Origin of the sequence: Cytobacillus eiseniae (assembly GCF_017874625.1) — a bacterium.
In the GTDB taxonomy this organism is placed as follows: domain Bacteria; phylum Bacillota; class Bacilli; order Bacillales; family Cytobacillaceae; genus Cytobacillus; species Cytobacillus eiseniae.
Map to the genome: position 1 here is coordinate 1 of NZ_JAGIKZ010000038.1, position 26804 is coordinate 26804.

30 protein-coding genes are annotated in these 26804 nt (G+C 39.0%); 12 read left to right on the top strand and 18 right to left on the bottom strand.

The window, feature by feature from the left end; all coding sequences use genetic code 11:
* Nucleotides 1-194: 194 nt before the first annotated feature.
* The 12 genes from J2Z40_RS18480 to fdhD all read right to left on the bottom strand — a co-directional run bounded on the left by J2Z40_RS18480 (nucleotide 195) and on the right by fdhD (nucleotide 12698).
* Nucleotides 195-638, bottom strand: coding sequence for an Lrp/AsnC family transcriptional regulator (locus tag J2Z40_RS18480; protein WP_245350173.1), 444 nt, complete (start codon nucleotides 636-638; stop codon nucleotides 195-197).
* Between the two features lie 320 nt (nucleotides 639-958).
* The gene (locus J2Z40_RS18485) at nucleotides 959-1978 is read right to left on the bottom strand and encodes a thiazole biosynthesis adenylyltransferase ThiF (RefSeq protein WP_066398428.1); all 1020 of its coding nucleotides are present in this window, start codon (nucleotides 1976-1978) and stop codon (nucleotides 959-961) included.
* 22 nt (nucleotides 1979-2000) lie between these two features.
* Nucleotides 2001-2234, bottom strand: a complete 234-nt coding sequence (moaD, locus tag J2Z40_RS18490; protein WP_066398430.1) for a molybdopterin converting factor subunit 1 — start codon at nucleotides 2232-2234, stop codon at nucleotides 2001-2003.
* Nucleotides 2227-2691, bottom strand: coding sequence for a molybdenum cofactor biosynthesis protein MoaE (locus tag J2Z40_RS18495; RefSeq protein WP_066398433.1), 465 nt, complete (start codon nucleotides 2689-2691; stop codon nucleotides 2227-2229). The genes moaD and J2Z40_RS18495 overlap by 8 nt, the downstream gene beginning before the upstream one ends.
* A 5-nt stretch (nucleotides 2692-2696) precedes the next feature.
* Nucleotides 2697-4628, bottom strand: a complete 1932-nt coding sequence (locus J2Z40_RS18500; RefSeq protein WP_066398435.1) for a molybdopterin biosynthesis protein — start codon at nucleotides 4626-4628, stop codon at nucleotides 2697-2699.
* A gap of 9 nt (nucleotides 4629-4637) precedes the next feature.
* Nucleotides 4638-5867, bottom strand: a complete 1230-nt coding sequence (locus tag J2Z40_RS18505) for a molybdopterin molybdotransferase MoeA (RefSeq protein WP_066398437.1) — start codon at nucleotides 5865-5867, stop codon at nucleotides 4638-4640.
* The gene (mobA, locus tag J2Z40_RS18510; RefSeq protein ID WP_066398439.1) at nucleotides 5864-6484 is read right to left on the bottom strand and encodes a molybdenum cofactor guanylyltransferase; all 621 of its coding nucleotides are present in this window, start codon (nucleotides 6482-6484) and stop codon (nucleotides 5864-5866) included. Before mobA ends, J2Z40_RS18505 begins: the two co-directional genes overlap by 4 nt.
* Before the next feature lie 20 nt (nucleotides 6485-6504).
* Nucleotides 6505-7305, bottom strand: a complete 801-nt coding sequence (locus J2Z40_RS18515) for a formate dehydrogenase accessory protein FdhE (RefSeq protein WP_066398441.1) — start codon at nucleotides 7303-7305, stop codon at nucleotides 6505-6507.
* Nucleotides 7306-7423: 118 nt separating this feature from the next.
* Entirely contained in the window at nucleotides 7424-8098 is a 675-nt protein-coding gene (locus tag J2Z40_RS18520) for a formate dehydrogenase subunit gamma (protein WP_066398443.1), read from the bottom strand.
* Complete coding sequence (locus tag J2Z40_RS18525; RefSeq protein WP_245350174.1) at nucleotides 8091-8906, bottom strand: 4Fe-4S dicluster domain-containing protein; 816 nt, start codon at nucleotides 8904-8906, stop codon at nucleotides 8091-8093. Before J2Z40_RS18525 ends, J2Z40_RS18520 begins: the two co-directional genes overlap by 8 nt.
* A complete protein-coding gene (gene fdnG / locus J2Z40_RS18530) occupies nucleotides 8906-11884 on the bottom strand; it encodes a formate dehydrogenase-N subunit alpha (protein WP_083953976.1) in 2979 nt (992 codons plus the stop codon). Before fdnG ends, J2Z40_RS18525 begins: the two co-directional genes overlap by 1 nt.
* Before the next feature lie 37 nt (nucleotides 11885-11921).
* The gene (gene fdhD / locus J2Z40_RS18540; RefSeq protein WP_066398450.1) at nucleotides 11922-12698 is read right to left on the bottom strand and encodes a formate dehydrogenase accessory sulfurtransferase FdhD; all 777 of its coding nucleotides are present in this window, start codon (nucleotides 12696-12698) and stop codon (nucleotides 11922-11924) included.
* A 331-nt stretch (nucleotides 12699-13029) separates the two neighbouring features.
* Between fdhD and J2Z40_RS18545 the strand changes: the two genes are divergently transcribed.
* Together J2Z40_RS18545 and J2Z40_RS18550 are read left to right on the top strand one after the other, a co-directional pair.
* On the top strand, nucleotides 13030-13275 hold the full coding sequence (locus J2Z40_RS18545; RefSeq protein ID WP_066398451.1) for a hypothetical protein: 246 nt from the start codon (nucleotides 13030-13032) through the stop codon (nucleotides 13273-13275).
* Nucleotides 13276-13283: 8 nt separating this feature from the next.
* Nucleotides 13284-13508, top strand: coding sequence for a hypothetical protein (locus tag J2Z40_RS18550; RefSeq protein WP_066398454.1), 225 nt, complete (start codon nucleotides 13284-13286; stop codon nucleotides 13506-13508).
* 598 nt (nucleotides 13509-14106) lie between these two features.
* On the opposite strand, the gene J2Z40_RS18555 is transcribed toward J2Z40_RS18550, so the two are convergent.
* From J2Z40_RS18555 to J2Z40_RS18570, 4 genes are read right to left on the bottom strand one after another with little or no spacing between them, the layout of a single operon-like run.
* Nucleotides 14107-14391: a hypothetical protein gene (locus tag J2Z40_RS18555; protein WP_066398464.1), complete on the bottom strand. Its 285-nt coding sequence runs from the start codon at nucleotides 14389-14391 to the stop codon at nucleotides 14107-14109.
* Entirely contained in the window at nucleotides 14388-14741 is a 354-nt protein-coding gene (locus tag J2Z40_RS18560; RefSeq protein WP_083953977.1) for a hypothetical protein, read from the bottom strand. Before J2Z40_RS18560 ends, J2Z40_RS18555 begins: the two co-directional genes overlap by 4 nt.
* A 5-nt stretch (nucleotides 14742-14746) precedes the next feature.
* A complete protein-coding gene (locus J2Z40_RS18565; protein WP_066398466.1) occupies nucleotides 14747-14950 on the bottom strand; it encodes a hypothetical protein in 204 nt (67 codons plus the stop codon).
* Between the two features lie 20 nt (nucleotides 14951-14970).
* Entirely contained in the window at nucleotides 14971-15399 is a 429-nt protein-coding gene (locus J2Z40_RS18570; RefSeq protein ID WP_066398468.1) for an Hsp20/alpha crystallin family protein, read from the bottom strand.
* Nucleotides 15400-15584: 185 nt separating this feature from the next.
* Between J2Z40_RS18570 and pdxK the strand changes: the two genes are divergently transcribed.
* From pdxK to bshB2, 3 genes are all read left to right on the top strand, one after another.
* Nucleotides 15585-16424 carry a pyridoxine/pyridoxal/pyridoxamine kinase gene (gene pdxK, locus J2Z40_RS18575; RefSeq protein ID WP_066398471.1) on the top strand — a complete coding sequence of 280 codons (840 nt, stop codon included), beginning with the start codon at nucleotides 15585-15587 and terminating at the stop codon, nucleotides 16422-16424.
* A gap of 311 nt (nucleotides 16425-16735) precedes the next feature.
* A complete protein-coding gene (locus tag J2Z40_RS18580) occupies nucleotides 16736-17080 on the top strand; it encodes a YojF family protein (RefSeq protein ID WP_066398474.1) in 345 nt (114 codons plus the stop codon).
* A 36-nt stretch (nucleotides 17081-17116) separates the two neighbouring features.
* Nucleotides 17117-17782 (top strand): bacillithiol biosynthesis deacetylase BshB2, encoded by a 666-nt coding sequence (gene bshB2, locus J2Z40_RS18585; RefSeq protein WP_066398475.1) that lies wholly within the window; start codon nucleotides 17117-17119, stop codon nucleotides 17780-17782.
* A gap of 272 nt (nucleotides 17783-18054) precedes the next feature.
* Here the strand turns inward: bshB2 and J2Z40_RS18590 are convergent, their stop codons facing one another.
* A complete protein-coding gene (locus tag J2Z40_RS18590; protein WP_066398477.1) occupies nucleotides 18055-18510 on the bottom strand; it encodes an SRPBCC family protein in 456 nt (151 codons plus the stop codon).
* Nucleotides 18511-18595: 85 nt separating this feature from the next.
* Complete coding sequence (locus J2Z40_RS18595) at nucleotides 18596-19318, bottom strand: Crp/Fnr family transcriptional regulator (RefSeq protein WP_066398478.1); 723 nt, start codon at nucleotides 19316-19318, stop codon at nucleotides 18596-18598.
* 314 nt (nucleotides 19319-19632) lie between these two features.
* Between J2Z40_RS18595 and J2Z40_RS18600 the strand changes: the two genes are divergently transcribed.
* The 7 genes from J2Z40_RS18600 to J2Z40_RS18630 all read left to right on the top strand — a co-directional run bounded on the left by J2Z40_RS18600 (nucleotide 19633) and on the right by J2Z40_RS18630 (nucleotide 26334).
* Nucleotides 19633-20064 (top strand): flagellar basal body-associated FliL family protein, encoded by a 432-nt coding sequence (locus tag J2Z40_RS18600; protein WP_066398480.1) that lies wholly within the window; start codon nucleotides 19633-19635, stop codon nucleotides 20062-20064.
* Between the two features lie 46 nt (nucleotides 20065-20110).
* A complete protein-coding gene (gene nosZ / locus J2Z40_RS18605; RefSeq protein WP_066398483.1) occupies nucleotides 20111-21985 on the top strand; it encodes a Sec-dependent nitrous-oxide reductase in 1875 nt (624 codons plus the stop codon).
* A gap of 102 nt (nucleotides 21986-22087) precedes the next feature.
* On the top strand, nucleotides 22088-22663 hold the full coding sequence (locus tag J2Z40_RS18610) for a hypothetical protein (protein WP_342590351.1): 576 nt from the start codon (nucleotides 22088-22090) through the stop codon (nucleotides 22661-22663).
* Nucleotides 22660-24003: a nitrous oxide reductase family maturation protein NosD gene (gene nosD, locus J2Z40_RS18615; protein WP_157087861.1), complete on the top strand. Its 1344-nt coding sequence runs from the start codon at nucleotides 22660-22662 to the stop codon at nucleotides 24001-24003. The genes J2Z40_RS18610 and nosD overlap by 4 nt, the downstream gene beginning before the upstream one ends.
* A complete protein-coding gene (locus tag J2Z40_RS18620) occupies nucleotides 23967-24764 on the top strand; it encodes an ABC transporter permease (RefSeq protein WP_066398486.1) in 798 nt (265 codons plus the stop codon). The genes nosD and J2Z40_RS18620 overlap by 37 nt, the downstream gene beginning before the upstream one ends.
* Nucleotides 24761-25435 carry an ABC transporter ATP-binding protein gene (locus J2Z40_RS18625; RefSeq protein WP_066398487.1) on the top strand — a complete coding sequence of 225 codons (675 nt, stop codon included), beginning with the start codon at nucleotides 24761-24763 and terminating at the stop codon, nucleotides 25433-25435. The genes J2Z40_RS18620 and J2Z40_RS18625 overlap by 4 nt, the downstream gene beginning before the upstream one ends.
* Nucleotides 25432-26334, top strand: coding sequence for a FixH family protein (locus J2Z40_RS18630; RefSeq protein WP_066398489.1), 903 nt, complete (start codon nucleotides 25432-25434; stop codon nucleotides 26332-26334). Before J2Z40_RS18625 ends, J2Z40_RS18630 begins: the two co-directional genes overlap by 4 nt.
* Nucleotides 26335-26804: the final 470 nt, after the last annotated feature.

Below are 26804 nucleotides of genomic sequence, written 5' to 3' on the forward strand. Positions count from 1 at the left end.
TGAGGACTCTTTCATCTGATTTTCTGTTCGTTCAGGCCTCTATACGGCTGATTGAGGACTCTTTCATCTGATTTTCTGTTCGTTCAGGCCTCTATGCGACTAATGGAATTACCTAAAAGATAAAAAGCTGACTCCATAAGATCGTATAATTAACAATCTCTGAGTCAGCTCACTTTCTAGGCGCAAAGCTGTAATTATAATTTCAGCCCTCTTCTACTCTTAAATCGGCGAAGCAGTATATGACTTTCTACACGAGTGATTCCATTTAAATCATATAATTCCTCGTTGATAAATCTTTCTAATGCATCAAAGTTATCTACCAACACATGCGTATGTAAGGTTGATGGGCCAGTCATTTGATAGCAACTGGCAACGCTTGGATTTTCCGCTAATGCCTCGGCTACCTTAACGAGTGAACTCGGCTCACAATCAATTTCAAAAAAAGCGGACACGTCTTTACCAGCCTTGCTGCTATTAATGACAACTGTAAATTGCTCGATAACTCCATCTTCCACCAATCTACTCACTCTTTCTCTAACCGCAACCCGTGACAAACCAAGTTGTTTTCCTATATCAACATAAGATAATCTCCCATTATCTGTTAATAACTCTAAAATTCGCTTGTCTGTATTATCCATTTTGACACACCTTTTCCAATTTTTCATAATTAACTTAATTATATGAAAAAAATGAGCAAAATGAAATGATTTTATTTTTTTGATTACGATTTGATCATATTTGCCCCTTTTTCCTTTCCTTTTTTCTCATTTTCCAATATATAATGAACGGGAGGACAACGAAAATCGATAAGAAAAACAAAAAGGACCCCCTCTTAATCTTGCTAAGATCTAGAGAGGGTTTATTTCAATACATCCAAAGAAAATGGAAGTATTTCCTATGACTCCTAAAAAAAAGCTCCGACCATCATTTGGTCAGAGCTCATTTTAATAATACATATCTATCCAAGCAAACGCTGATAAATCGTCTTTGCCTGGGTTAAATCGTTTGTGCCATGAATGAGAGCACGGCCATCATTGAAGATGACGAGACGTTGTTCATTCATTTCAACTGATAATAAATATGGATTTCCTTTTACTTCGTAGCCAAGGGCCTTTAGTTGCTGTGACAAAACCGTAAATTGGAGCTTTTGTTGCTTCGGTGGACGAATTTGCACTGTATCACGTCCACAGAGAACGGTCGATTTCATTATATTCTCATGATCCAAATAAGGATATGTTGGATTTTGCCCACATGATAAGCAGTTCTCATCCTTTGCTTTTACTACTTTCATGCTTGTATACTGATTTCTCCATACATCAAAGCTTACAAAAGAGGTGCGAACAGCCTCCCAATCTTCCACTAAGATTTTCATCGCCTCAGCTGATTGATGTGCAACGACCATCTGAACAGTTGGCGCAATAATGCCCCCTGTATCACATGTCATTCCTTGAATCGGTATTTTCTTTAAAATACAATTCAAGCAAGGAGTTTTCCCTGGAATAATCGTTAAACTCATGCCAAAGCTACCAACACAGGCACCATAAATCCATGGGATTTGATGTTTTTGCGATATATCATTAATTGCCATTCTCGTTTCAAAGTTATCTGTTGCATCGATGATTAGATCGACACCTTTGACAAGCTCTTCTAGCTTTTCAGGTGTTGCATCTGTAATAACTGCTTCAATATTGACTTCCGAGTTGATTTCCTTCAAACGACTGGCTGCTGCTGCCGCTTTAGGCAGCTTGTCTACTACATCCTGTTCCGTATACAACTGCTGGCGTTGAAGATTACTCGCCTCCACATAATCTCGATCCACAATCGTTAGCTTGCCTACGCCTGCTCGAGTTAATAACTCACCGTTCCCAGAGCCTAATGCACCTGCACCAATCATTAACACATGCTTCGAACGAATTTTCTTTTGTCCTTCTTTTCCAATGGACGGGAATAATGTTTGACGGGAATACCGATCATCCATAGTGTACACTTCCTTCTCCTGTTCACCCGCCGCTTACTGGGGGAATAAAGGCAATTGTATCTCCTGCTTGGAGAATGTCCTCATCTGATGCAAATTCCTCATTAATTGCTGCCATCACATTTTCAAGATTAAGGGCAGGATACTTTTCCTTCATTAACTCCTTAATTTCCACAACCGACTTTCCATTCGTATCTAGCTCAATGACTTCCTCACCAACAGCATCCTTTAAATGAGCGAAAAACAAAACTTTATTCATTTAAATCACTCTCCTCTGGTTTTCCTGTAGGATAAGCAACCGTCTCAAGCTGGTTTCCGATCCACTTTTGTCCATCTTCCCAATGTTCCTTTTTCCAAATAGGGACAATTTCCTTAATCCGCTCAATCGCATATCGATTCGCCTCATATGCATCTGCACGGTGGGGAGTAGAAACAGCAATCACAACAGCAATATCAGTGATATCAAGCTTACCTACTCGATGGGTAATGGCAACATCTGCTCCGTCCCAACGTTCTTTGATTTCTTTTCCGATTTGCTCCAGCTTCTTCACAGCCATTGATTCGTAAGCTTCATATATTAAATACAATGTCTTTTTCCCATGCGTCAATTCCCTGACAGTGCCAATAAAGGTAGTGATTGCTCCTGCCTCACGCTGGACTACCTTATCAATCACTTCCTGTACAATAATCGGTTCTTTTGCAATTGAATAATTCATCTCTCTCACTCTCTCATGCCAAGATAGATTGGATTTGGGTTCTTTTCTAACAAATACCCGCCAATTCCTGCTACTTTTTCAAAAAACGCTTCCGATTGAATCACATTGATTAAATCTTTTCCCTGCTGACTTTCGAAGAATGCTCTTGTCATAAGTAAATCATAATGTTCATCAGCAACTGGGATGAAGTCAAGCCCCATTGCCTTTGCAGCTGGGTAGATGCCTAAGCCAACCGCATGTTGATTTCCCTTCACTTCTGCAGCCACACTTAAATGTGAAAACATTTCTCGCCCATAGCCGATAATCTCTTCTGTGCTTAGTCCTGCTTCTCTTAACAGCATATCAAAGAGAATTCTAGTGCCCGCCCCTTTTTGTCGATTCACAAAATGGGCTTGTTTTTCTACGATATCCTCTACATTCTGTATATCAAGTGGATTGCCCTTTGGCAATAACCAACCTTGTTTTCTTTTTAAAAATGGATAAAGAACAACCTCTTTATCTGCCAAAAATCGTTCAATATACGATTCGTTATATTCATGCGTTTCTGGATCAAGAAGGTGAATACCAGCTACATGTGCCTCGCCCTTCTTAATTGCCATAATCCCTGCTAAACTTCCTACATGAGAGGACATAATACTCGTATTTCTATTTACTGCTTTCATTTGTGAAGATAATAGATCAATTGTTAAATCATGACTCCCAATAAATACAATGGATTCCTTAATCGCTTCCAATGGTTTATATAATTCAATCTCAGCATATTCTCCCTGCTCATAGCCAAGACTTGTTGGTGGAATGACTAGCATCCCATCTGCTCGAACGAGAGACATTGTCACACCAGCAGCTCTTGGAAGCGGATTAGCAATATACTCTCCGTTCACATAACCAATATTCATCCGGATAAAGTCCTCTGCCCCCATCGTACCGACAATGCGACGGCCTAATTTCACCTGTAACTTTTGTCTAACAGGTTCAGAAACTTGCAAAACCTCACAGATGAGCGGTCGTACAAACCATTCAAGTGCTAAATAAGCAGAAACAGGATAACCAGGCACACCGATGATAATCGTGTCCTCAATTTTCCCAATAATGACTGGCTTGCCAGGTCTTGTTGCTACTCCATGTGTGAAAACTTCCCCTAATTCCGCAATGATATGTACGGTGTAATCCTTTGATCCCGCGGAAGAACCTGCATTTATAACGACAATATCGGCATGTTTGGCTGCCTCTAGGAGCGTTGTCTTTATACTTGATGGTTCATCCTTCACAATTGGATGCAGCTGCGGCTCTCCGCCCCATTCATGAATATAATTCGCAAACACGGTGCCATTAAACTCAATTAATTGCCCCGTTGAAATCGTATCAGTCGGCGAAACCAATTCATTACCTGTTGGGATAATTGTCACAACCGGCTTTTTGACAACTGGAATCCTCACCGTTCTTGAAGCGAGAAGGGCACCGATATCGACAGGTCGAATGATATGCCCTTGAGGAAATAGCATTTCCTCTTGAACAATATCCTCACCAATTGGCCGAATATGCTGCCAAGGGACAGCAGGCTCGATAATCTCAATGATGTCCTCACTGATTTCATTTACTTGTTCAATCATAATCACCGCATCAAATGGAGAGGGTACTTCATTTCCTGTATCCACATATGCAAACTCTAGATCTTTTTTCAATTGAATAGGCCTATGCTCATGAGCTGAGAAAGTTTCTTCGGCAATGACCGCCACCCCATCCATTGCTGATGCATGGTAATGAGGCATGGAGCTATTTGCAAACACCGGCTTTGCTAATACCCGACCTAAAGAATCCGAGCTATCCACCCATTCGATTTCTCTTTTTGAATTGAAATGAGTAAACATTTGCTGTTTTGCCTCAAGACGGGGCTTGTCCTGCAAATAAACCTTTCTCTTATATTCTTTTGCCATCATAGACCACCCCTATTGAAAAATAATTACGGGAACGAGTTCACCTTTTTGAACCCCTTCACTCCTTGCTGCAATTTCAACCATTCCTTCACTTTTGACAAGTGTCGAAATAAGACCTGACTTTCCAAATATCGGTTCCGCATGCCATTCATTGTTTTCGTTAAAAAGCCGCACTCTCACATAATCTGTTCGTCCTGGAGAGGATGGGATATTTTTTGTTACTTTTGCAAAAGTAAGCCGCCTTTCTTCATATGGCAGCCCATTCAATTGTTCCAATATCGCCTTTCCAAACAGGTGGAAAATAATGACGGCAGAAGCTGGGTGACCAGGCAGACCGATGACTGGCTTATTGCCTGCTGAAGATAAAATGGTCGGCTTTCCTGGCTTAATAGCTACTCCATGAACGAATACACCTGGTTCTCCGAGTGATTGAATCACTTCAACTGAGTAGTCCTTCGTGCCGACAGAGCTGCCTCCAGAAACGATTAAGCAATCCACTTTAGCTAATAATTCCTTTGCCCTTTGTTCAAACTCTTCTCGGCTATCTTGAACGATTCCGCCATATTGAAAGGTGAACCCCCACCCTTTCACAAGTGCCCCGATTGTCATGCCATTCATATCTCTTACTTCACCTAGAGAGAGCTTTGCTGCTTCGATCGGAACAATTTCATCACCAGAGGATAGATAGCCAATTACTGGTTTTCGATAAACAGAAACTTCGATAATCCCTTGAGATGCAAGTGCACCTAGCTCTTGTGAGCGAAGCTTTGTGCCTTTTTCTAAAAGGATATGTCCCTTTTCCATGTCTTCTCCAACAGAAATTACATTTTCTCCTGGGGCAACTTGTCTGAAAATATTCAGTAACCCACTCATATCTTCACAATGTTCAATCATTACAACCGCATTACTGCCTTCTGGAAGCATCCCGCCTGTTGGGACATACATGGCTTCTCCCGACTGAAGTGAGCTTGATGGCACTTTCCCCATTTGGACTTCACCGACTAAATGAAGAAACCCAGGCAGACTCTCAGTGACACCAAATGTTTCCGATGCCTTTACCGCATATCCATCAACAGTTGAACGACGGAAGTCAGGGACGTTTTCTAAAGCCACTAAATCCTCAGCTAGAACATAGTGAAGCGCATCATAGAGTGGAATTTTTATCGTTTCAGTGATTGGTTGGATCTGCTCTCTAATTAAATTAAACGTTTCTTCTACAGATTTAACCTGAAAAAATTTCATTCGTAATCGCTGCTTTCTTTTGATTGATCAGAGGCTAACTGCAAAGCCTTCTCGAATTCTCCTGGATCATTCATATTGAAAAAATAATTTTCTTGAAATGCAAATGAAAGGGCCATTAAGTCCTCTTCCGTAACAATTTTCGTATTTACCTTTTGAAAAAACAGTCTAATACGCAATTCTTCCCTCTGTAGGGATTGGTTGATTTCCTCATGTACTTCCTTTCGATATGCTGCAAATAAAGGATGAAGCTGGCCAGAAATTCTAGGAACTGCTGCATCATGCTCATCCAATAGACGAAGCAGTATGTCACCTAATTGTGCTGATATAAATGGCATGTCACAGGCAACAACTAAATTCTTTACTGTCGTCGATGCATGTAACCCAGCATGAATTCCCGCAAGCGGCCCCATATCTGTCCATATATCCTTCACCATTGGGAGATCAAGAAATTCATAGTCCTCAAATTTATTTGTCACTATGATAATATTAGAAACGGTTTTTTGAAGTTCAGCTACAATCTTTTCAATGACGGTAGCCTCACCTATTTTCAATAGGGCTTTATTTGTCCCCATTCTACTGGATTTCCCACCAGCCATAATAATTCCTGTAGCTTTCAAGCCTCTCACCTTCTAGATTATTAATGAGCCTTTTGATTTTCATCCTCCGAAATGCCAAATCCCTTTTCTTGTGCAATAAAATCAAGATGGATACTCTTAACATCTAATAAGGTTGGAGATTCTTTCTTAAACATTTTCCTTGTATCAATAACCTTAGTATACCCTTTACATTTATGACATGCATGTATTTCAGCACTTTCGTCACCTTCAACTTTAAGAATGACTAGCTCATCCTCAGAACCGCAATGCGCGCAGCTAATTTTCTTCTCTTCCCATGCGTAATGACATCTTGGACATGACTGTTCTTTCTTCCCCTTCTTATTAAGAATGGCGAAGCGAGCAGGTTCTCCACAGGAAGAACAGCAATGGGTATGCTTCATTTCCTTTAATGTAGGCTCCAATTCAACCGTTGCTGCCTGCAAAAATGGACGCACTGCCTGTTCGGCTAAAAATATTGGCAGCCACTCAGGCAGTTCATGTTCTTCTGCCAAGTTAGCAAAGTAGAAATGATTAACCGTGATGGCTTCTTTAAACCATGTTTGTAGCATTTCAGCTGTTAACAGTTCTTTCAGCTTTTCCGCAGCATTCGTCACGTCTGAATTATTTTCCCCAATTAATTGCAGTAATTCTTCTATAAATTGTTGATATTGATTGATATTAATAGACAGGTCAAGCTGAGGAATAATCGGGGATCCTTCCTTCACCTGTTCTAGTCCATTTAATGAAATCTCAGAGATTTCTCCTCTCCACTTTTCATGTAAAGATTGAATCTCATTTTGAAGTTTCTCATATTTCTCATCAAGAACATTCGTTTTTGTCATCAGGAAACACCACTTTCTTTTCAGATAGTTGTTCATCGGCAAGAGAGGAAAAGGCTACCCTAAGTACAGGGTAGCTCTCTCAAATATGTTTTGCAATTGTCAAAAGGCTGATTACTAATTATGCATGCTTTTTCTTTTTTAATTCTTCTTCTTGTAATTCATCATACCAACGGCCATGATGGTCTTTTGCATATTCCTCAGACACATCTCCTTTTAGCATCCCTCTCATAGAAGGCTTTGCCGTTACAAGAGACATGTAAATATGGCCAACAGCAACTGCTGCAGCTAAACCTAGGCCAATGCTGTGCATTGGATATGCCCACATAATAATGGCATAAGGGAAGAATTGCGGGAACCACATAATAAGCCCTGAGCAAATAAGCATGATTGTTGTCAAAATCATTAAAATAGAGTTTACCTTTTCCCCAGCATTAAAGAAGTCCTGTTTTGGCACTTTTGCTTTCATTCCAAAGAATTCTCTAATAAATTGAGGGAAGAACATGAAATCATGCTTTTTCCAAGAAACAATATTTCTCGCCCAATTAACAAAGCCTTTCCAATCAAAAATAATCATAATCGGCAGTGGGAGCATAAAGGCAACCGCTGCAATTCTGTGTACAAGTCTTGCACCAGCCGGTCCTCCAAAGACTGGATATAACCAGTCAAAAAACTCCGTGTACATCGGCAAAGCTGAAATATATAAAACAAAGAATGCACCTGCGTTCACCCAGTGAGAGATTCTGAACCCTAGATTAAAACGTTTAACCGTTTTTTGATTTCCACTTTTATTCATGGTGATCTTCCCCTTCACTGGATTCATTCTTTTTATTCAGAGAGTTAGCGATAAATGAACCAATAACAGCCATTGTTGTTGCACCAAGCATTGCCTTTCCAATTGGCTGTGCGTAATCTTTCCAAACAACTTGAGAAAGAGCAACTTTTGGATTTTCTGGTAATCCATATGTTGATGGTTTATCTGCTAATAAATAAACCGTGTTTGTTCCTTTAATTCCTTGCGGGTTGTAAATATTCGCATTTGGATAGCGTTCCTTCACTTTCGCTAAACGTTCCTCGGCTGAAGCAAGAAGATCATCCTTATCTCCATATACAATGGCACCCGTATGACAGGCTGTTGCACAAGCCGGCTGCATGCCTTCTTCTAAGCGATCCGTACATTGTGTACATTTCTGTGCTTTTCTAAATTCTTTGCCGTTTTTATCAATATAGGTTGCCAGATTAATCGCATCAAATTCACATGCCTGTACACAATACCCACAGCCGACACATTTATCGTAATCTATAACAACAGAATCAAACTTCGTATGGCTAATCGCATCCTCAGGACATGCCTTTTCACATGATGCTTCCACACAGTGCATGCAAGAAGAGTGGCGGAAAAGCCAATCTAGTCCGCCATCCTTTCTTTCTTGCTCATTGAAAGTGATTACATTCCATGTATTCGCAGTGATTTTTTCATGAGATTGATAGCTTCCATGAAACTCTTCTATTTCTGATGGGAGGTCATTCCAGTTCTTACATGACACCATGCATGCACGACAGCCATCACATTTCGTTACATCGACAAATTTAATCGTTTCCATTATTTTGCCCTCCTAACATCGCATAGGAATGCTTTGTATTCTGGTATTGTTGAGTTTGCGTCTCCAATATGCGGTGTTAAGCGGTTTGCCGAGCCACCTGTAACGATTCCTTTATAGCCGAAATGCCATGGCATACCGATATGGTGGACTGTTTTTTCCTTTAATTTATACGGTTTAAATCGCTTTGTAACCATTGCATAAGCTTCAATTTCACCACGTGCGGATGAAACAACAATTTTGTCTTTATTCTTGATTCCCTTTTCAGAAGCCAATTCTTCACTGATTTCAACAAACATATGTGGAACAAGCTCTGCTAGCCACTCCTGGCTTCTTGTCATTGCCCCAGATTGCCAATGCTCAGATAGGCGATAGGTTGTAGCAACAATTGGATATTTCGATACATCCCCTTGTGCATTCATTTCTTCCTCACCGAATTGGACTGCAGGGTTTAATTGAACACTTGAGAATGAGTTTTTCATTGGATTTTCATATGGCTCATAATGCTCCGGAAGCGGCCCTTCATTAATTGATGCAAAGATGGCTCCTTTTCCGCCTGCCATCATAATAAATGGATCAATGAATGTTGGATCATCTGGCCCTTTTGTGACAACAAAGTCAGGAACATCATGTCCCTTCCACTTTCCTTCAAGTGCATTCCACTCGATCCCTACTCTATCCTTGCTCCATGCTTTCCCATTTAAGTCGGCACTTGCGCGGTTGTATAAAATTCGGCGGTTTGCTGGCCATGCAAAAGACCAATTTAAGAAGTTGCTCATGCCTTCATCCGTACTATCACGGCGTTTAGCTAGATTCTCATTTTCAGGATAGAAGCCACAGTAGATCCAGTTTCCACTACAAGTAGATCCATCGTCTTTTAAGTCCCCAAATATTTTCACTTGTTGTTTTGTCTTCATGTCGTACCCATTAATTTCTCGACAAACAAGATCAATATCAGGATGATCACTTTCCCCATAATCCCATGTCATTGCTTTCATCGGCATATCAGCTGGGTTGGAACTATTCTTGTACATATCTTTCAATTTACGTGCAAGCATGTGGACAATTTCCAAATCTGCCTTTGATTCACCTTTTGGCTTAATTGCTTGCCAACGATACTGCATCCAGCGGCCTGAATTTGTAACAGATCCTTCTTTCTCAAAAGAGCTGCTAGCAGGTAGGAAAATAACTTCTGTTTGAATCGATGCAGGGTCTGCTCCCGCTTCTTTTTGCCAGAATGATGAAGTTTCTGTTTCAAATAGATCGACCGCAACCATCCATTTCAGATTGCTAAGTGATTCGATTTCCTTTCCAGCATTTGGACCACCAACCGCAGGGTTTGACCCGAATAAAAGGAGACCTTCCAACTCTTTGCGATACATAGCATCAAATAAGCGCATAAATGAGTAGTTTCTACCTGCTGAAAGCTTCGGCAAATAGTCATAACCAAAGTCATTTCCTTTTGTTGCATTATCACCATAGAATGATTTCAACATGCTCGTATAGAACTTTGGCTTATTCACCCAGTACCCTTCTTTAGGTGTAATACGATCTAGGAAGCCTTGGTATGTGAAATCCGTTTCCGCAGTTGTTGGTACTTGCATATATCCTGGAACATTATCATATAGGAGTCCAAAGTCAGTTGAACCTTGAACGTTCGATTCTCCACGCAAGGCATTTACGCCACCGCCTTGAATCCCAATATTTCCAAGCAGAAGCTGAAGAATTGCGTAGGAACGGATATTTTGTGTTCCAACCGTATGCTGCGTTCCACCCATTGCATATAAAATCGTTCCAGCTTTTCCTACCTCACCTGTTGAAGCATATGTTTTACATATATCTAAATACGTTTCCTTCGCTGTACCTGTTACCCCGATTACTGTATCAATATCATAACGAGAGAAATGCTTCTTCATTAGCTGGAAAACACAGTTTGGGTCTTTCAATGTTGGATCTTGAAGCGTCTTTCCTTCTTCATCCTTCTTAAATGCCCATTTTGTCTTATCATAGCTTCTCTTGTCTTTATCGTAGCCACTAAACATGCCGTCTTCAAAAGAATACGTATCTTCTATAATGTAAGCAGCATTTGTATAAGCAGCTACATACTCTTTATGATACAGCTCATTTTCGAGAATATAATTAATCATTCCGCCGATAAACGGAATATCCGTTCCTGAACGCAGCTGTCCATAAACATTTGCCATTTGGGATGTTCTCGTAAAACGCGGATCGACAGAAATTAGTTTTCCGCCTTTTTCTAATGCTTTTAAAATCCATCTAAAGCTGATTGGATGATTCTCCGCTGGGTTTGCTCCAATGATCATTAAAACATCAGCATGCTTAAGATCGTTCCAGTGATTTGTCATTGCTCCACGACCGAATGTAGGTGCCAGACCGGCAACCGTTGAACTATGTCATATTCGGGCCTGGTGCTCGATAAAGGTTAACCCTAATCCAGCACGGAATAGTTTTTGTAATAAGTGACACTCTTCATTATCTAATGCCGCACCGCCTAAATAGGCAATTGAATCTGTACGGTTTACTGTCAGACCATTTTCTTTATGAATAAATGTACGGTCTCTTGTTTCTTTAATGTTTTTTGCTACTTTATCAAGTGCGAAATCCCAGTCTACCTCTTCCCACTTATCAGCACCAGGTGCACGGTATAAAGGCTTTGTTATCCGTTTTTCACTTGTGTAGACTTGACGGACAGTTGTCCCTTTACTACATAGGCTACCTTCATTAATTGGATGATCTGGATCTCCCTCTGTATAGACCACATCATCACCTTTAGAATAAACTAATATTCCACAGCCAACTGCACAATATGGACAAATAGTTGGTGTCGGCTTCAGCTCAGCAATCTTAAACTCTTTTGATTTTGCTTGAGCTCCTTTCTCATCAAACCCTAGCTCAATAACAGCAAGGGTAGCTGCTACAGCACCTGATATTTTCAGGAACTGTCGTCTTGTCATTTCCATCTAAATTCCCCCTATTCAAACAATCTAACTCTATCTATCAAAATCCATTTTCAATTGGATGAACCACTGCAGTTCTTTCTTCAAGATCATTTATGACCCTTCCAAACGAAGAATACGATATAGACATTCGACCTCGTAAATAACCAACTACTTCAATATTTAAATATTTTGCTAGCTGAACAGCCTGTTTCGTCGCAGCTGTTCTTGATCCGATAACCGGAAAACCAAACTTTGCTGCTTTTGATAACATTTCATAAGAAACTCGGCCAGTTGTCAGCAGGATTAACTCCTCTGGTCTACAATTTGTTCGAAGGGCGTGTCCAATGATCTTATCAACGGCATTATGTCTGCCTATATCTTCTCGAACCGTTATTTCCCCATTTGGATACACAATACAAGCACCATGCATCCCACCTGTTTCTGCATATAGTGGAGAAAGTTTTGCAAACTCACTTCGTTTCTTCAAAATATAACTTAATAAGTAAGTAGTCTCAGAGTGAATCTTCGTAAACGTTTTCACATCTGTCATGGAGAAAAATGTAACACCTCTCCCACATCCTGCTGTATAATGCTTCTTCTTCGAAAAGATTGTTTCAGGATCAAACCCTTCCGTTAAAGTAACCGCAAGTGTCCCTGAATCTTCATCACATTGAATGGACTGTATATCATTGGCTGCTTGGATCATTCCTTCTGAAAATAAATAACCATGAACCCAGTCCTCTAAATCCTGATTGGTCAACTGAAAGACCGCTACTTCAAACCCATTTATTTTAAGTGTAATTGGATACTCTTCAGGACATCCCTTTTTATTCATCGTTCCACCCCTTTGCACATGGAATGAACCCCGTCATAAGTAAAAAAAATAATGAGATTAATGCAAAAATTTATTTCTTGGTACGAAATAATAATATATGGATTAGGATCGATCTTCAGTAACATTTGTCACGATAAATTGATTGAAATCTTACAATTTATCTTTATTCACAATTTCGTCATAAATTATTGTGAACTTTTTGTGACAACACCCTTATGAAATAAAAAACTTGTCTTCACACATTTCCTTCAATGGGCGAATACTATAACATAAAGCATTTTATAGGTTATTCGTTGAAAAGATCGCAGCTCTTTATTAGAGGAGGAATACGATGCCAGTATCGATTATTTTTAATCAAATAGCGGTAAATGCGATTAGCGGGAATGGGACTGTAGCAACAGGTCAAAATAATCAAGAGGATTGGTCTGTTCAGGGGAAAGTGAATATGGCTGCTGGGCAACAAATTGGCTTATCTGCAATCACAGGTAATCTTAATATCATTTGTGATAATGATCTTGTAGATGCACCAATCAATACGCCTGATATTATGAGTCCTCAGCCGAATGTACAGTTCTAGATGCGGTTATGAAAATTGAATTTGATTCCATTACAATTAATCATATGAGTGGAAATGCTGGGGTTTTTACAGGTTCAAATATTCAATTAAACTGGAAGTCACAAATAAAGGAGAATAGTGCGATGGGAACAGTAATCGGAGATATGAATCGCCTTACACATAATATCAACGTCGTATATGATAATGATGCGATTGACATGCCAATTAAAAATGAACCATCGTCGAATAGCTAAGGAAAGAGGAAGGGCTAAGACTGGCTGAATGCTGCTATTTTACTTCATAGACAGAAGCAGTGCTTTCAAACCGCTTAATAAATGAAAGAGGGAGACTACTAGCAAAACTGAATTCATAAAGTCATTATCAAGCTAAATCGTTTTTGTTTAAAAATCACACAGTAAAAAGCAGAGGTTTAGTCTCCTCTGCCTTTTTTATATTATATTTTTCACCTCTTCAACTAACGAGGTGAAAAAATGAAGCTTGCTAAAGAACGTCCTGCTTATAACCTCACTTCCATCTAAATATGATGTCTTGTCCTTAATGCGAGAAACCAGCTAAAGGAAAATAAGCGGAGTAATTCCGCTTATATACATAATGAAGCTCATTTTGGATGAAATAAGCGGAGTTTTTCCGGTTATCCAGTGGAAAATTGCCCATTATTGAAAGTTTTGGAGTCAATAGGCGGAATTTTTCCGCTTATTGATGGTTTTTTTATAAAAAATTACGAATTAAGCGGAATTTCTCCGTCTATTTTATCAGCTTGACTGCTCTCATGCTCATCCTGATCCCCCAACCAACTAGCGCTAGATAAGGAAATCACCACCTATAACTGCATTAGTCTCCTGCTTTCATTTTTTCTTCTATAAGCTCTTGTATCCATGCAGGAAGCGCTGACTCATCCTTATGAACAAGTAAATCCATTACGGCTGCATCATTTAATAATGAACGTAAGCCTTCGATTGTGTTTCCATCTCCACTTATGCTTCCGAAGCCTTGGCTATGTTTTTTATAGCTCTCGAATCCAGATGGGGCATTATTGCCGAAATTTACACATGAAGCACCTTCCACTGTCCCAATCCGAATTGTCCCAATAAAAAAATTAGGGGAAAGAAGTGTCATCCCTTATCCTCCTTATTCTTTAATGAAATGGAATAGCCAGCCTTCGTCGTTTTTATCCCCTTGCCTTCTTCTGCCGAATGCTTATTTTCCCCATTTTTATCCTTAATGCTTACCCCGAAGTTATTCCCAACATTTAGCGCACCACTTAACTCTTCAATATCAATTTGATCAAGATGAAAGTTTAATTGGTCAAGAGCAGGATGATTAATATCTACTTTATCAATATGGAAATGGTACTCCGTCTTTTGGTTTTTTAAGCTTTGAACACTTGCTTGCAAATCATTCAATTGCTGCTTCAATTCATGTAAGGAAGGACTGTCTTTCTCTTTTCTTTTCTTATGCCAAAACAATGAAATCACTCTGTTTCTGAGCTTTGTGTCTTATTTTTTACCGTATGAATATTATTGAAAACAAGATTGTGATCGCCAATGATTGCCCCATTTCCTTCGGCTTTACGAATGGATGATGAAAATTTATGTTGAAAGTTATTCCCGGAAAAGACAGCCGATGAGTCTTTCATACGGTCAATTGTAAATTGCTTGAATTTAATAGTTGCCAATTCCATTCACCTCCCATTCACTATTCGAAGCAAATATCAATGATTTCTTCACTCTTTACTTTCTTAATCTTTATCTCAAGAAGGCCATTTTGGTATTTTGCCAAAACATCCTTAGCTGTAAAAGAAAAGGGAATCGGTATCTTCCGCTCAAAAGGACCCGTATATCGCTCATTTATAATGATGCTCCCCTTCCTTTTAGAAAAGAGTTCGGAGATCGTTCCTATAATAATGATATTCATGCCGCTTTGCTTAATTTTGATATCTTGAATGGAATGCAAGCCTGGCAATTCAACTAAGATGATTCCTTCATCTGGTAATTCATATAGATCAATAAGGGGTCCCTTCTTTGGAAAAAGCTGCTGAAAATCGTTCCAAAATTCTTGCCCCAGAACATCTTCCGCACCCTCGGGAAGCTTTGACCAGCTAAATTTCCCTGATTTCCCCGTCATAAAAACCACCTCATAGCATTTATATGCGAAGATATGGGAGAATATTAGAGAGGACTGCATCGACTGCTGAAATATTTAGGTAAAAATCATTGAATACTGTTTCTCGCTATATTGATTATTGCTATAATTAGTAGCAGAAAAACTCATCATCACAATAATCCATGCCTTCTAAGGGGGAATTTGACATGACAATAAAAAAAGTCTTAACAATTGCGGGTTCAGATACTAGTGGAGGTGCAGGCATTCAGGCTGACCTTAAAACTTTCCAAGAGCTTGGTGTATATGGAATGACAGCCCTTACGACCATCGTAACAATGGATCCGAAAAACAACTGGAACCACAACGTATTCCCAATTGCTTTAGAAACTTTAGAAACACAAATAGAAACGGTTCTATCAACTGGAATCGATGCAATGAAAACAGGAATGCTCGGTTCAGTCGAGATCATTGAGCTTGCTGCTAGAGTGATTGATGAAAATAAATTGGATAAAGTCGTTATTGACCCCGTTCTAGTATGTAAAGGGGAAGATGAAGTTCTTCATCCTGAAACAGCGGATGCATTAAGGGAAATTCTTGTCCCACGCGCAACCGTTGTTACGCCTAACTTATTTGAAGCATGGCAATTGGCTCAAACAGGACCGATTAAGACTGTGGATGATATGAAGGAAGCGGCAGTAAAAATTCATGAACTTGGTGCAAAATATGTGCTCATTAAGGGCGGAAGCAAGCTAGATCATGAAAAGGCAGTTGACCTTCTATATGATGGGAAGGAATTCAGACTGTTTGAAAGTGAACGAATTGAAACAACGTACACACATGGGGCCGGCTGTACATACGCTTCAGCTGTTACAGCAGAGCTAGCAAAAGGAAAATCAGTTGTTGAAGCAGTAGAAATTGCGAAGGACTTCATTACAGCGGCAATCAGCCACGGATTTAAACTAAATGAATTTGTCGGTCCAACAATGCATGGAGCGTATCGCCGCTTTGGTGCTGGACGCATCGAAGCTGAACAACTTAAATCATAATGAACAAAAGCGCAAGCGCCTAAGGTCTGCCGTACAAAGTGGATAACTGCTCCTCTCGATAAAGGAAACACGGTGAGTGATACCGTGCTTGACGCAATCGTTGCGGAGCAGTACTGAAATTTGATAGGCGCTAGAGCTGGATGGAAACATACTTATTCACAAGCTATAAACAAAAGCAAATTTATAGTTTCCTAAGTAACAGGAAAATAAACAGAGTCAATCGACTCTGTTTATTTCGCTTTTTCAGTGTTTTTTAGTAAAATAAAACGCATATGATGAAATGAATTTATGTGTAATGGAAGGGGATTCGAATGGAACCGGTTATAATTGATCAGGTACAAAAGGAAATCGATCGCTTTGCCCAAAGGGAAGTGTATATTCATCTTGAAACAACAAATGGGGCGTATGCTTCTCATTTCGATGAGTCCTTTTTCTCTTCGGGTGCCTATATACGAAATGCCCATCTTCAATATGAGCATGGGAAAATCAAAGGAAGTGGCCCTTTTCGTATTGGCCTGAAAATGAACTTTGGCTGGGTGTATGCTGAAGGAATTACTCATTTTGAAGTAGATGAAAAAGGGAGACTTCTATTAGCTGGACATGATTATAGTGGCAAGCTTGCTGTTTCCTTACAAATAGGTGAAGAGCCATTTTAGAAATGGACGATTTAATTCATGAAAGGAGCATTCAAGATGGAAAATGAAAGACATGTATTAGTTGTCTTCCCACATCCAGACGATGAAGCATTCGGTGTATCAGGAACGATCGCATCATATACAAAGCGGGGCACACCTGTTACATACGCCTGCCTGACACTAGGTGAAATGGGAAGAAATATGGGCAATCCGCCTTTTGCGACACGAGAATCATTGCCACATATCCGTAAAAAGGAACTACAAGATGCAGCAAATGTCCTTGGAATTACCGATTTACGAATGCTTGGCTATCGCGATAAAACGGTAGAATTCGAGGATGAAACTGTCCTTTCTGCCCATATGGGGGCAATCATTGCAGAACTCAACCCATCGTTAATTATTACGTTTTACCCTGGATATGCTGTTCACCCTGACCACGATGCAACAGGTGCTGCTGTCATTCGAGCAGTAAGGGAAATGCCAGAAGCAAGTCGGCCAAAGGTTCATTGTGTGGCCTTTTCGAATAATTGTGAAGAGGATATTGGCCAAGCAGATATTGTGTACAATGTGAGTGAAGTGGCCGATCAAAAGGTTGCTGCCATTAAAGCACATGTGTCACAAACACAGCTAATGGTTACAGATATGACAGAAAAGCTTAAAAATCAAGATCCTGAAGTGATGGCTAGAATCCATAATGAGCGATTTTGGACATATCACTTTTAACTTAGTACTTCCTTTATAAGAAAAGCGCAAGCGCCTAAGGTCTCGCCGTACAAACTGGAAGGCCTTCGACTGAGATAAAGGAAACACGGTGAGCGTCAACGAACCGATGTTGACGCAATCGTTGCGGAGGAGACCTGAAGTTTGATAGGCGATAGGCGCTGGAGCTAGACGCAGAACATGTCTCAAAGTTATCTACAACATTTTAATTTATAATTTCCTTAACAATGAAAAAAGCAGCTTTCACTTATTCGTGAAAACTGCTTTTTATCGTTTTATAAAGCCTTCTCTTCTATTTCTTTTTCAAGCATATTCTTTAAGTTCTCAAGCTGGTAGCCGTCTTCTCGTTTGATCATCTTAACAATCATCGGCTTCGATAATCTCATTCTTAAGCCTGTTGTTTTAATAAATGCCTCAAACTCTACCTGAGTTCCTTCTTCAATCTCATGAAACATATACTTGTATTCAACAATTAGCCCATTTGAGTTGCTTCTAGAAGTAAAGGATCGGTTTTGCTCATATTGAACATATTCAACCTCTGCGTACACGTTCTTCCCTCTAACTAACCGCGTTTCCTTAAATTTTGTTCCTGCTCCAATTTCTCCATCTGTTAGCTTTTCCATTTTAACAACAATCGGCATGACTTCATGGACATTTTCCATGCCTGACATATAGTTAAATACTTCGTCGATTGGTTTTTGAATAATTACACTTGAACGGAAATCTGCCATCTGCACGCACACCTCAATTATTCCTAGCATTTTCCTATATTATAAACAAAAAAACAGAATCCTCCTAGAATCCTGTTTTAGAAATTTATAATTTATTATGAACGAGGGCACAGAATTTACACCAATCTGTAATAACGATTGTTTTCCCTTTTATTTCAATGATTTCATCTTTTCTCAATTTAGAGAAGACCCTGCTCACACTTTCTCTAGAGGTACCAACTAATGTCGAGAACTCTTGAACAGTAATTGGAAGTTCAATATACATACGGTTGCAGCGATTTGCTCCAAATTTCTCTGCCAAACGATCCAATGTTCGAATTGTTTTCATATACACATCTAAGAGTGCCATATCTCTTAAAATGGAAGTCATGTCACGCAGCTGTTCACTCATATAACGGATAATCTGCACTGACATTTCTGGTGAAAGCATTAACTCCTGCTCTAAATCCTCTGTCTTTAAGAAGTATATTTCTCCCTCTTGAATCATTGTCGCAGTTGCTGGGTAACACATTCCTTCCGCATTGAAGAGACATGCCTCAGCAAAAATTTCGCCCTTTTTCTTAATACAGGTGATTAATTCATTCCCTTGCTCATCTTGCTTTGTTAGCTTGACAATTCCTGAATAGACAAAGAATACACCCTGTGCCTCTTCATACTCTGAAAATATTTGCTCTGCCTTCTTATATGGCCTTTTTATAATTCGATTATCAATTAATTGTACCGACTGCTTAGGGAGATTCTTAAACACTTCAATCTTACTTAGAAACTCTTCAATAGTAGACTGCTGAGCAGCACTAGAATAATTCATGTTTATTTCTCACCTCAACCTTCCTTTATCTTAATCCTATTTTAACTAAGTGAATATATGATGCATGTGATTTTTTTCACACTTATTATTTGCATCCTTTCGTTACATACTAACTTTATATGTGAATTCTTTCTTATTACTTGATATATGGATTCTAGAAAACCTTTGCTACTGGAGAAAAACATGGTTCACAATTTCTTCACTACCCATTCACAGTTCATTCACAAGACGACTTAATAATGTGAACTTAATCACAGGATGACACATTTATGAAAGTTAGGATAACTTTATACCAACTTTAGAGGAGGGAAAGCATGAAAAAACCTTTAATTATTTTTATCATTAGTGCGCTTATCGGCCTCGGCCTTGGATATTTGGTATTTGATGTGATTGGTTCTGATGACTCCGAACCAGAAGTAGCAGTGAACGATACAAATACCCCTAAGCCTGCTGAAGAAGAAACAGATACTACGGGTGATTCAGTAGCTGCTTCAGACGACAATATTCTACAAGCAAAAGGCTGTTTAGGCTGTCATGCGGTTAATGGATTGAACCTTGAAGGTGGAGCAACTGGTCCTGATTTAACTCAATCATTTAACAATGTAGAGGGCAAACATGGCAAACCACTTGCTGAATTTCTGAAGGAGCCAACTTCTGCTGTCATGTCAAGCGTGATTAGTGGCAATCCATTAACGGATGAAGAAATTGAGCAAATTGTTCAGGAACTACAAAAGGCTGCGGAATAATAATCTAGCCAGATAACTAAAACAAAAAAAGGCGGTGCAGTATTTTATGAAAAATTGGATTCCTGCTGCTACTGGTTTAGTCGCCGGTGTCTTAGCAGCAACCGTATTCTTTGCAGACTTTTCGTCAGGTCCATCTGGTTCTGCTACGAATGATCATGCAAATAAGACAAATGCGGAAAAAGTTTATGTCCCTTTTGGAGAAAAGGATGAGTATTATTTAATGGCATCTGGTGGACACTCTGGACAAATGTTCATTTACGGTGTTCCATCTATGCGTCATATTCGAACTGTACCAGTTTTCTCTCCAGACTCTGCTACTGGATACGGATTTGACAAACATACAAAAGAATTAATGGGTGACTATAATTGGGGAGATCTTCACCACCCTGCATTATCAGAAACAGATGGTGACTATGATGGGAAATACTTGTTTGCAACGGACGTAGGAAATAGCCGTGCGGCAGTAATGAATCTAGAAACATTTACAACGAGAGATATTATAGATGTTCCTAACACAAGCGGTCCTCACTGTGCAGCATTTGTAACACAAAATACGGAGTATATGTTTCTCCCAACTCGATTCGCTGTTCCAATTGGAAGTGAATATGCAAGCTTAGATGATTACAGTGAGAAATATCGCGGGGTGATGTCCGCTGTCACATTTGATGAAGAAAATGAAAAATTGAACATCGCTTATCAAGTCGCTCTTCCACCATGGTCTTATGATTTATCTGATGCCGGTAAAAAGATGTCTGCTGATTGGGCTGTTATGACAACTTACAATACAGAAGAAGCAACAACCAATCTAGAAATTAATGCATCACAAGCTGACCGTGACTACATTGTGTTATTCAACTGGAAAGAACTAGAACAAAAGATTCAAGATGGTGACTACGATGAAGTAACTGGCCAAAAAATGATCTTCCCTGAAAAACATAAAGGCGGCATCTATCTTGTCCCTGTTGCTAAATCTCCACATGGAGTCGACGTAACACCAGATGGCGAGCACTTTATTGCATCAGGAAAACTAGCTCCTGCAATGACCGTGTTCTCATTCCAAAAAGCATTTGATGCAATTGAAAACGAAGACTTTGCTGGTGAACGCAACGGAATTCCAATTATTAATTATGATTCCGTTATGGAAAGAGAAGTGGATCCTGAAAATGCCCTTGGGCCGCTTCATACTCAATTTGATGACAAAGGCATGGCATATACAACGATGTTCATCTCTTCTGAGATTGTGAAATGGGACCCTAAAACGGGTGAAACATTAGACCGTGTTCCAGTTCAATATTCTCCTGGACACTCTGTTGCTGCTGAAGGAGATACAGTTAACCCAGATGGCAAATACTTAATTGCTCTAAATAAAATTGCTAAGGATTCTTATTTATCTGTAGGACCTTCGCACCCAGAATCCATGCAATTAATCGATTTAACTGGCGATAAGATGGAAGTCATTCAATCGGCACCAGTTAACCCTGAACCGCATTATGCACAGATGATTAAGGCTGACAAAATAAAGACAATCTCTATATATGAAAAAGAAGAGAACAATCCTTTAGCTGCTTATAACCAAGAAGATACTCGAATTGAACGTAAAGGCAATGAAGTTCATGTATACGGAATCGCAATGCGTTCAAAATTCATCTTTGATGCAAAAGCAGAAAGACCAGATGTAATTGAAGTAAATGAAGGCGACAAAGTATTCATTCACTTAACGAATATTGACTTTGACCAAGACATTACACACGGCTTTGCAATCAATAGTTATGACTTAAATATGGAAGTACAGCCTGGACAAACAAATACAATTGAATTTACTGCTAATAAAGCAGGTACTTACCCAATGTATTGTACAAACTTCTGTTCAGCATTACACCAAGAAATGACTGGATACTTCTTAGTAAAACCAAAGAGCTAATAACAAATATTAAGCAATATCGCATTTTATGATTTCTTAAACAGAAAAAGGACAGGGTATCAATCTTGATTGATGCCCTCCCTCCTTTTCATTTAGAAAGGCGTGTTTACATTGAATGGAAAGCGACTTTCCGCCGTTTCATCTTTTCTATTAGTAGCTGCTACATTATTAATCGTTGCCTCTCTATTCTTCCCATGGTGGAAAATGGAGTTTTTCGCTCCGCAATATCCTGAAGGATTAAATATTATTGTGTACCCCGATAAGCTTGAAGGGGAAATTGATATTGTCAATGGATTGAACCATTACATCGGAATGGCCAACTTTAGTGAAGAAAACTTTCCTGAGCTGCAATATCTCTCTTATTTAATTGGCGGTCTTGCATTTCTTGTGTTAATGACTGCTATCATTAGGAGAAAGTCCTTCCTATACTTTGTTATAGGAATATTTGTTATTGGAGGCCTGCTCGGCGTGTGGGATTTAAATCGCTGGCTCAAAAACTTTGGTACAGAATTAGATCCGATGGCCCCTATAAAAGTAGATCCATTCGTTCCACCCATTATAGGAGAAAATACACTAGCAAACTTTGTGACCTATAGCCATCTTGGGCTAGGAACTTATTTAGTGATTGCCGCCTTTATTCTCCTATTAATTCCTTTATGGAAGGATCGGCAAAAATGAGAATGTCCATACGCTTACTCTTCCTGCTGTCGCTAATTGTTATATTCATACCAAGTAAAGGTCTTGCATCAGAGAATCTTCAAGCCATTATTGATTCTGCTGACGACGGGGCGGTTATCCAACTCGAAAATAAGACGTATGAAGGCAATATTGTCATTAACAAACAGATTGAAATCATTGGAGATAAGAAAACCGTCATTAAAGGGGACGGAACAGGCAATGTCGTCTCTATTCGCTCCCCTTATGTAACAATAAGGAACTTAACCGTAACGAATAGTAGTTTAGATCGGAATAGTTCAGAAGAATATGCGGCTATCAAAGTGTATACCGATCATAACGTAATTGATAGTGTAATTATTAAACACTTTTTTCACGGTATTTATCTTAGCCAGGCCCATTTTAATACCGTTCAAAACTCGGAAATCACTGGATTAGGCAAAGGACAGATCGCTAATCAAGGCAATGGGCTTCATGTTTATTATGCGAATGATAACATATTAAAAAATAATGTAATCGAAGGCACAAGAGACGGAATGTTCTTCGATTATGCAAATCGGAATCAAATGAACAATAATCGCATTAGCGAGACACGTTATGGATTACATTATATGTATTCAGATCATAATGCTTTTGAAGGGAATACGTTCACCTTTAATACTGGTGGTGCTGCCATTATGCACTCCAGAGGGATTAAGCTTGAAAATAATCAATTCATCTTCAACTATGGGCATAAATCATTCGGACTGCTCCTTCTTTCCGCAATCGATACCGTAATTGAAGAGAACACATTTTTTCTGAATCAACGTGGATTATATATTGATCAATCGACGAACAGCCTAATAAAAAATAACCAAATTATTAAAAATCAAATTGGAGTCGAGCTTTGGGCAAGCTCCAATGAGCAAAACTTTACTTTAAATACAATTGACGAAAACACACTTCCCGCAGTAACACTTGGCGGTCAGGGAAGAAATGAATGGAGTGTCGATCAGAAAGGAAATAATTGGGGGAAAACCTTCCCTGTACTGGATCTCAATCAAGACGGAATTGGTGACCAGCCTATTTCCTATCAATCTTCTTTATACGAACTGATTGAAGATCAGGAATTAACATACCTATTCCTAAAAAGTCCCGCAGTAGCCGTTTACGAAAAGCTAAATCAGTTTTTTAATAAAAATGAGACGATGTTTGAAGATCCATTTCCATTAGTAAAGAATGACCATCCGTCCATTCATTGGATCTGGTATGTACTCGCTAGTCTTTTGATCTTAACCGTTATTTCAATAAAAGGGAGACATCAACTATGCATTATATTTGGAAAGAATGGAAGGAAAACATAAAAGGAAAGGGATTATGGTTATCTTTTGGGATCATCATTCTTGTTTCAGTCGGTTTATTGTTTAAATCCTTCACTCTTTCCTTTGACCAAGGATTTTATGTTCTTTTAATCAATTTATTCGATGCTTTCGTTTATTTCCTCCCCTTATTATGTTTATTTTTAGGGGCCTTTAGTATTTTTCAAGAAAAAGAGCAAAAAACACTGATTATGCTTTTGACGAGACGAGATTCCTTTACTAGCTTTCTCTTTAAAAAAAGCCTTGCTGTGCACTCCATGCTTATTGTGCCCATCTTCCTATGGTTCTTTGTCTATTTAATACCAGCAAAGTTTTTCTTTCAAGTAGATTTAAAGAGCTATTTTGCATTTCTCGTTTCTATTATATGTATAATCGTCGTCTATACACAGATCGGATTATTAATCGGCAGCATTAGCCGTTCGAGAATGCAAATCGTTGGTTTTACAATTGGCATTTGGTTTTACTTTTTCTTTATACATGACTTTATTCTGATGTCCTTTCTTCCAGATATCTCTTATGAAAATGTAAAACTATTCTCGGCTGTCTATTTTTTAAATCCGATTCAAGCCGCTCGAATGTTTCTTGAATCATCATTAGGGGTATACTCGTTTGACCATATGTCCAAGCTTTTAAAATCATTCATGTGGTTGAAACCAGGTGTATTCCTTCTCGCAAATGGAAGTATATTACTCGTTGTATCTTTTATTATTGCTATCATCTTTCATCGTAAGGAGGGATCCGAATGATTGACATTCAAAATCTCCATCAATCCTATGGAAATAAGACCGTTCTGGACGATGTAAACCTAACGATCGAAAAGGATGAGGTTTGTGCATTAGTCGGAAGAAATGGGGCAGGAAAATCAACATTGATTAATAGCTTACTCGGCATTCTTCCTATAAAAAAAGGAACGATCACCATTAATGGGATTACACTCACGAAAAAGAGCCGTCCGCAAAATGAAATTGGGTATTTACCTGAAAAATTCATGCTCTATCCATTGTTAACAGGATTAGATAATATGCGATTTTTTGCTAGGGCTGTTTCGAACCAAGTAGATGAAACACGGATCGAAAAGGTGCTAAAATCAGTGAACCTTTGGGAAGATCGAAATACCGTCATTAACGGGTACTCAAAAGGGATGCTCCAAAGATTAGGTCTTGCTGTTACGTTGTATCAAGATTCGAGCATCTTAGTGCTTGATGAACCAACAAGCGGTCTTGACCCCATCGGCCGTAAAGAAATTTTGGAAGCTTTAAAGGCTTTAAAAAATAAAACGATCCTGCTCTCTTCCCATCATATGGACGAAATCAAACAGCTTTGTACCCATGTTGCCTTTTTAGATGAGCGGAAAATGACGAAATACACGGTGGAGGAATTTCTTCAAACTCAAAAATTAGGAGAGAATGACAAATGAAAAAGATACGAATCGGCATTAGCTTCATTCTACTGATTATGCTAGCCGCTTGCAGCTCAGGTAAAGACTTAGACATTACGGTTGAGAAAGACCTCTACTATCAAAAGGATAAAAGTGGAGAATTTGCTATTAAGGTGACCAACAAAGATGAACCTGTTGGGGACTTAGACATTACTGCTGAATTTGCTATGGTGAATATGGATCATGGCAAATATGAAGTAACTTTTGATGAAGGAGAAAAAGGCATCTATTCTAGTGAAGTAGAGCTGCCAATGGCTGGAGAGTGGGAAATTGTTTTCACGATCACTGAAGATGGAAAAACCACTGAAAAGGTACTCGAATATGATGTGAAAGAACCCGAGGGAGTAGCAACAATCAACGGAGAATGGGTTACAACAGAAGATATCGAATTTTACCGATTCATTAATAAGCTTCATATCGAAATTAATCGGGAACAAGCAGAAGAAAAGTATGAAGGAAAAGAATTGGAAGGAACTTTAGCCAATTTGGATGATCAAGAAGAAGCGGTTCAAGATCAAGATACGTTATTAACGCAAATTATCCGCCTTCGTTCTGTTGCATTGCTCGGTTTAGAAAAAGGCCATGAGGCTTCTAGCGACGAAATCAGCGAAGCAATCGAAAGTGTCCGCGAACAATATGGCCAGTCACAAGCAGCTCAAAATCTAATTAAAGAATTTGGGGAGGATAAATTTTGGGCTAAACAAGAAAAACAATACGAATTGATCGTCCTTACCCAAAAGGTGCAAACCGACCTCATCAATCAAGTAAAAGAGAAAAATCCTGAAGTCAATGAACAAGAAATACTTTACCAAGCCCAAAAACAATACGAGGAACTTCTAGTATCACAAGTTAGCTCCTTGAATATCGTTATTCTTTAATCGTACTAGACTGTTCGTGAGAGTTACTGTCTGAAAATCAAGATTGAACGAAAAGAGGCGGCCAAGAGTTAGGAACATGCAACTTTTTGGGCGCCTCTTTTTTACTAAGTATTTCTTGATTAACGCAACCTGCAATTCATGAATGTATATTGGTTCTTATTAAATATAGACATCCATTTGATGGACAAAAATGAAAATGCTAATTTTGCCCACTACTAAAAGAAGTTGATGAGGCAATTAAATGAACTTTGCTAAAGAATATCCCTGCCTATAACCGATCTTTCATCTAAATAAGATGTCTTGATCTTAATCGAGTAACAGGCAAAAATAAAATAAACCAGCTAATAGTTTGTCAACATTTTTCATTTAAATAAATTTTTATTGTGTGGTATTCTAAAAATAAGCAAGCCAAATAACCTTCCATTAGAACAATTTTGGAAGGTTTTAGTTTATTTAGATAGCTTTGCAAT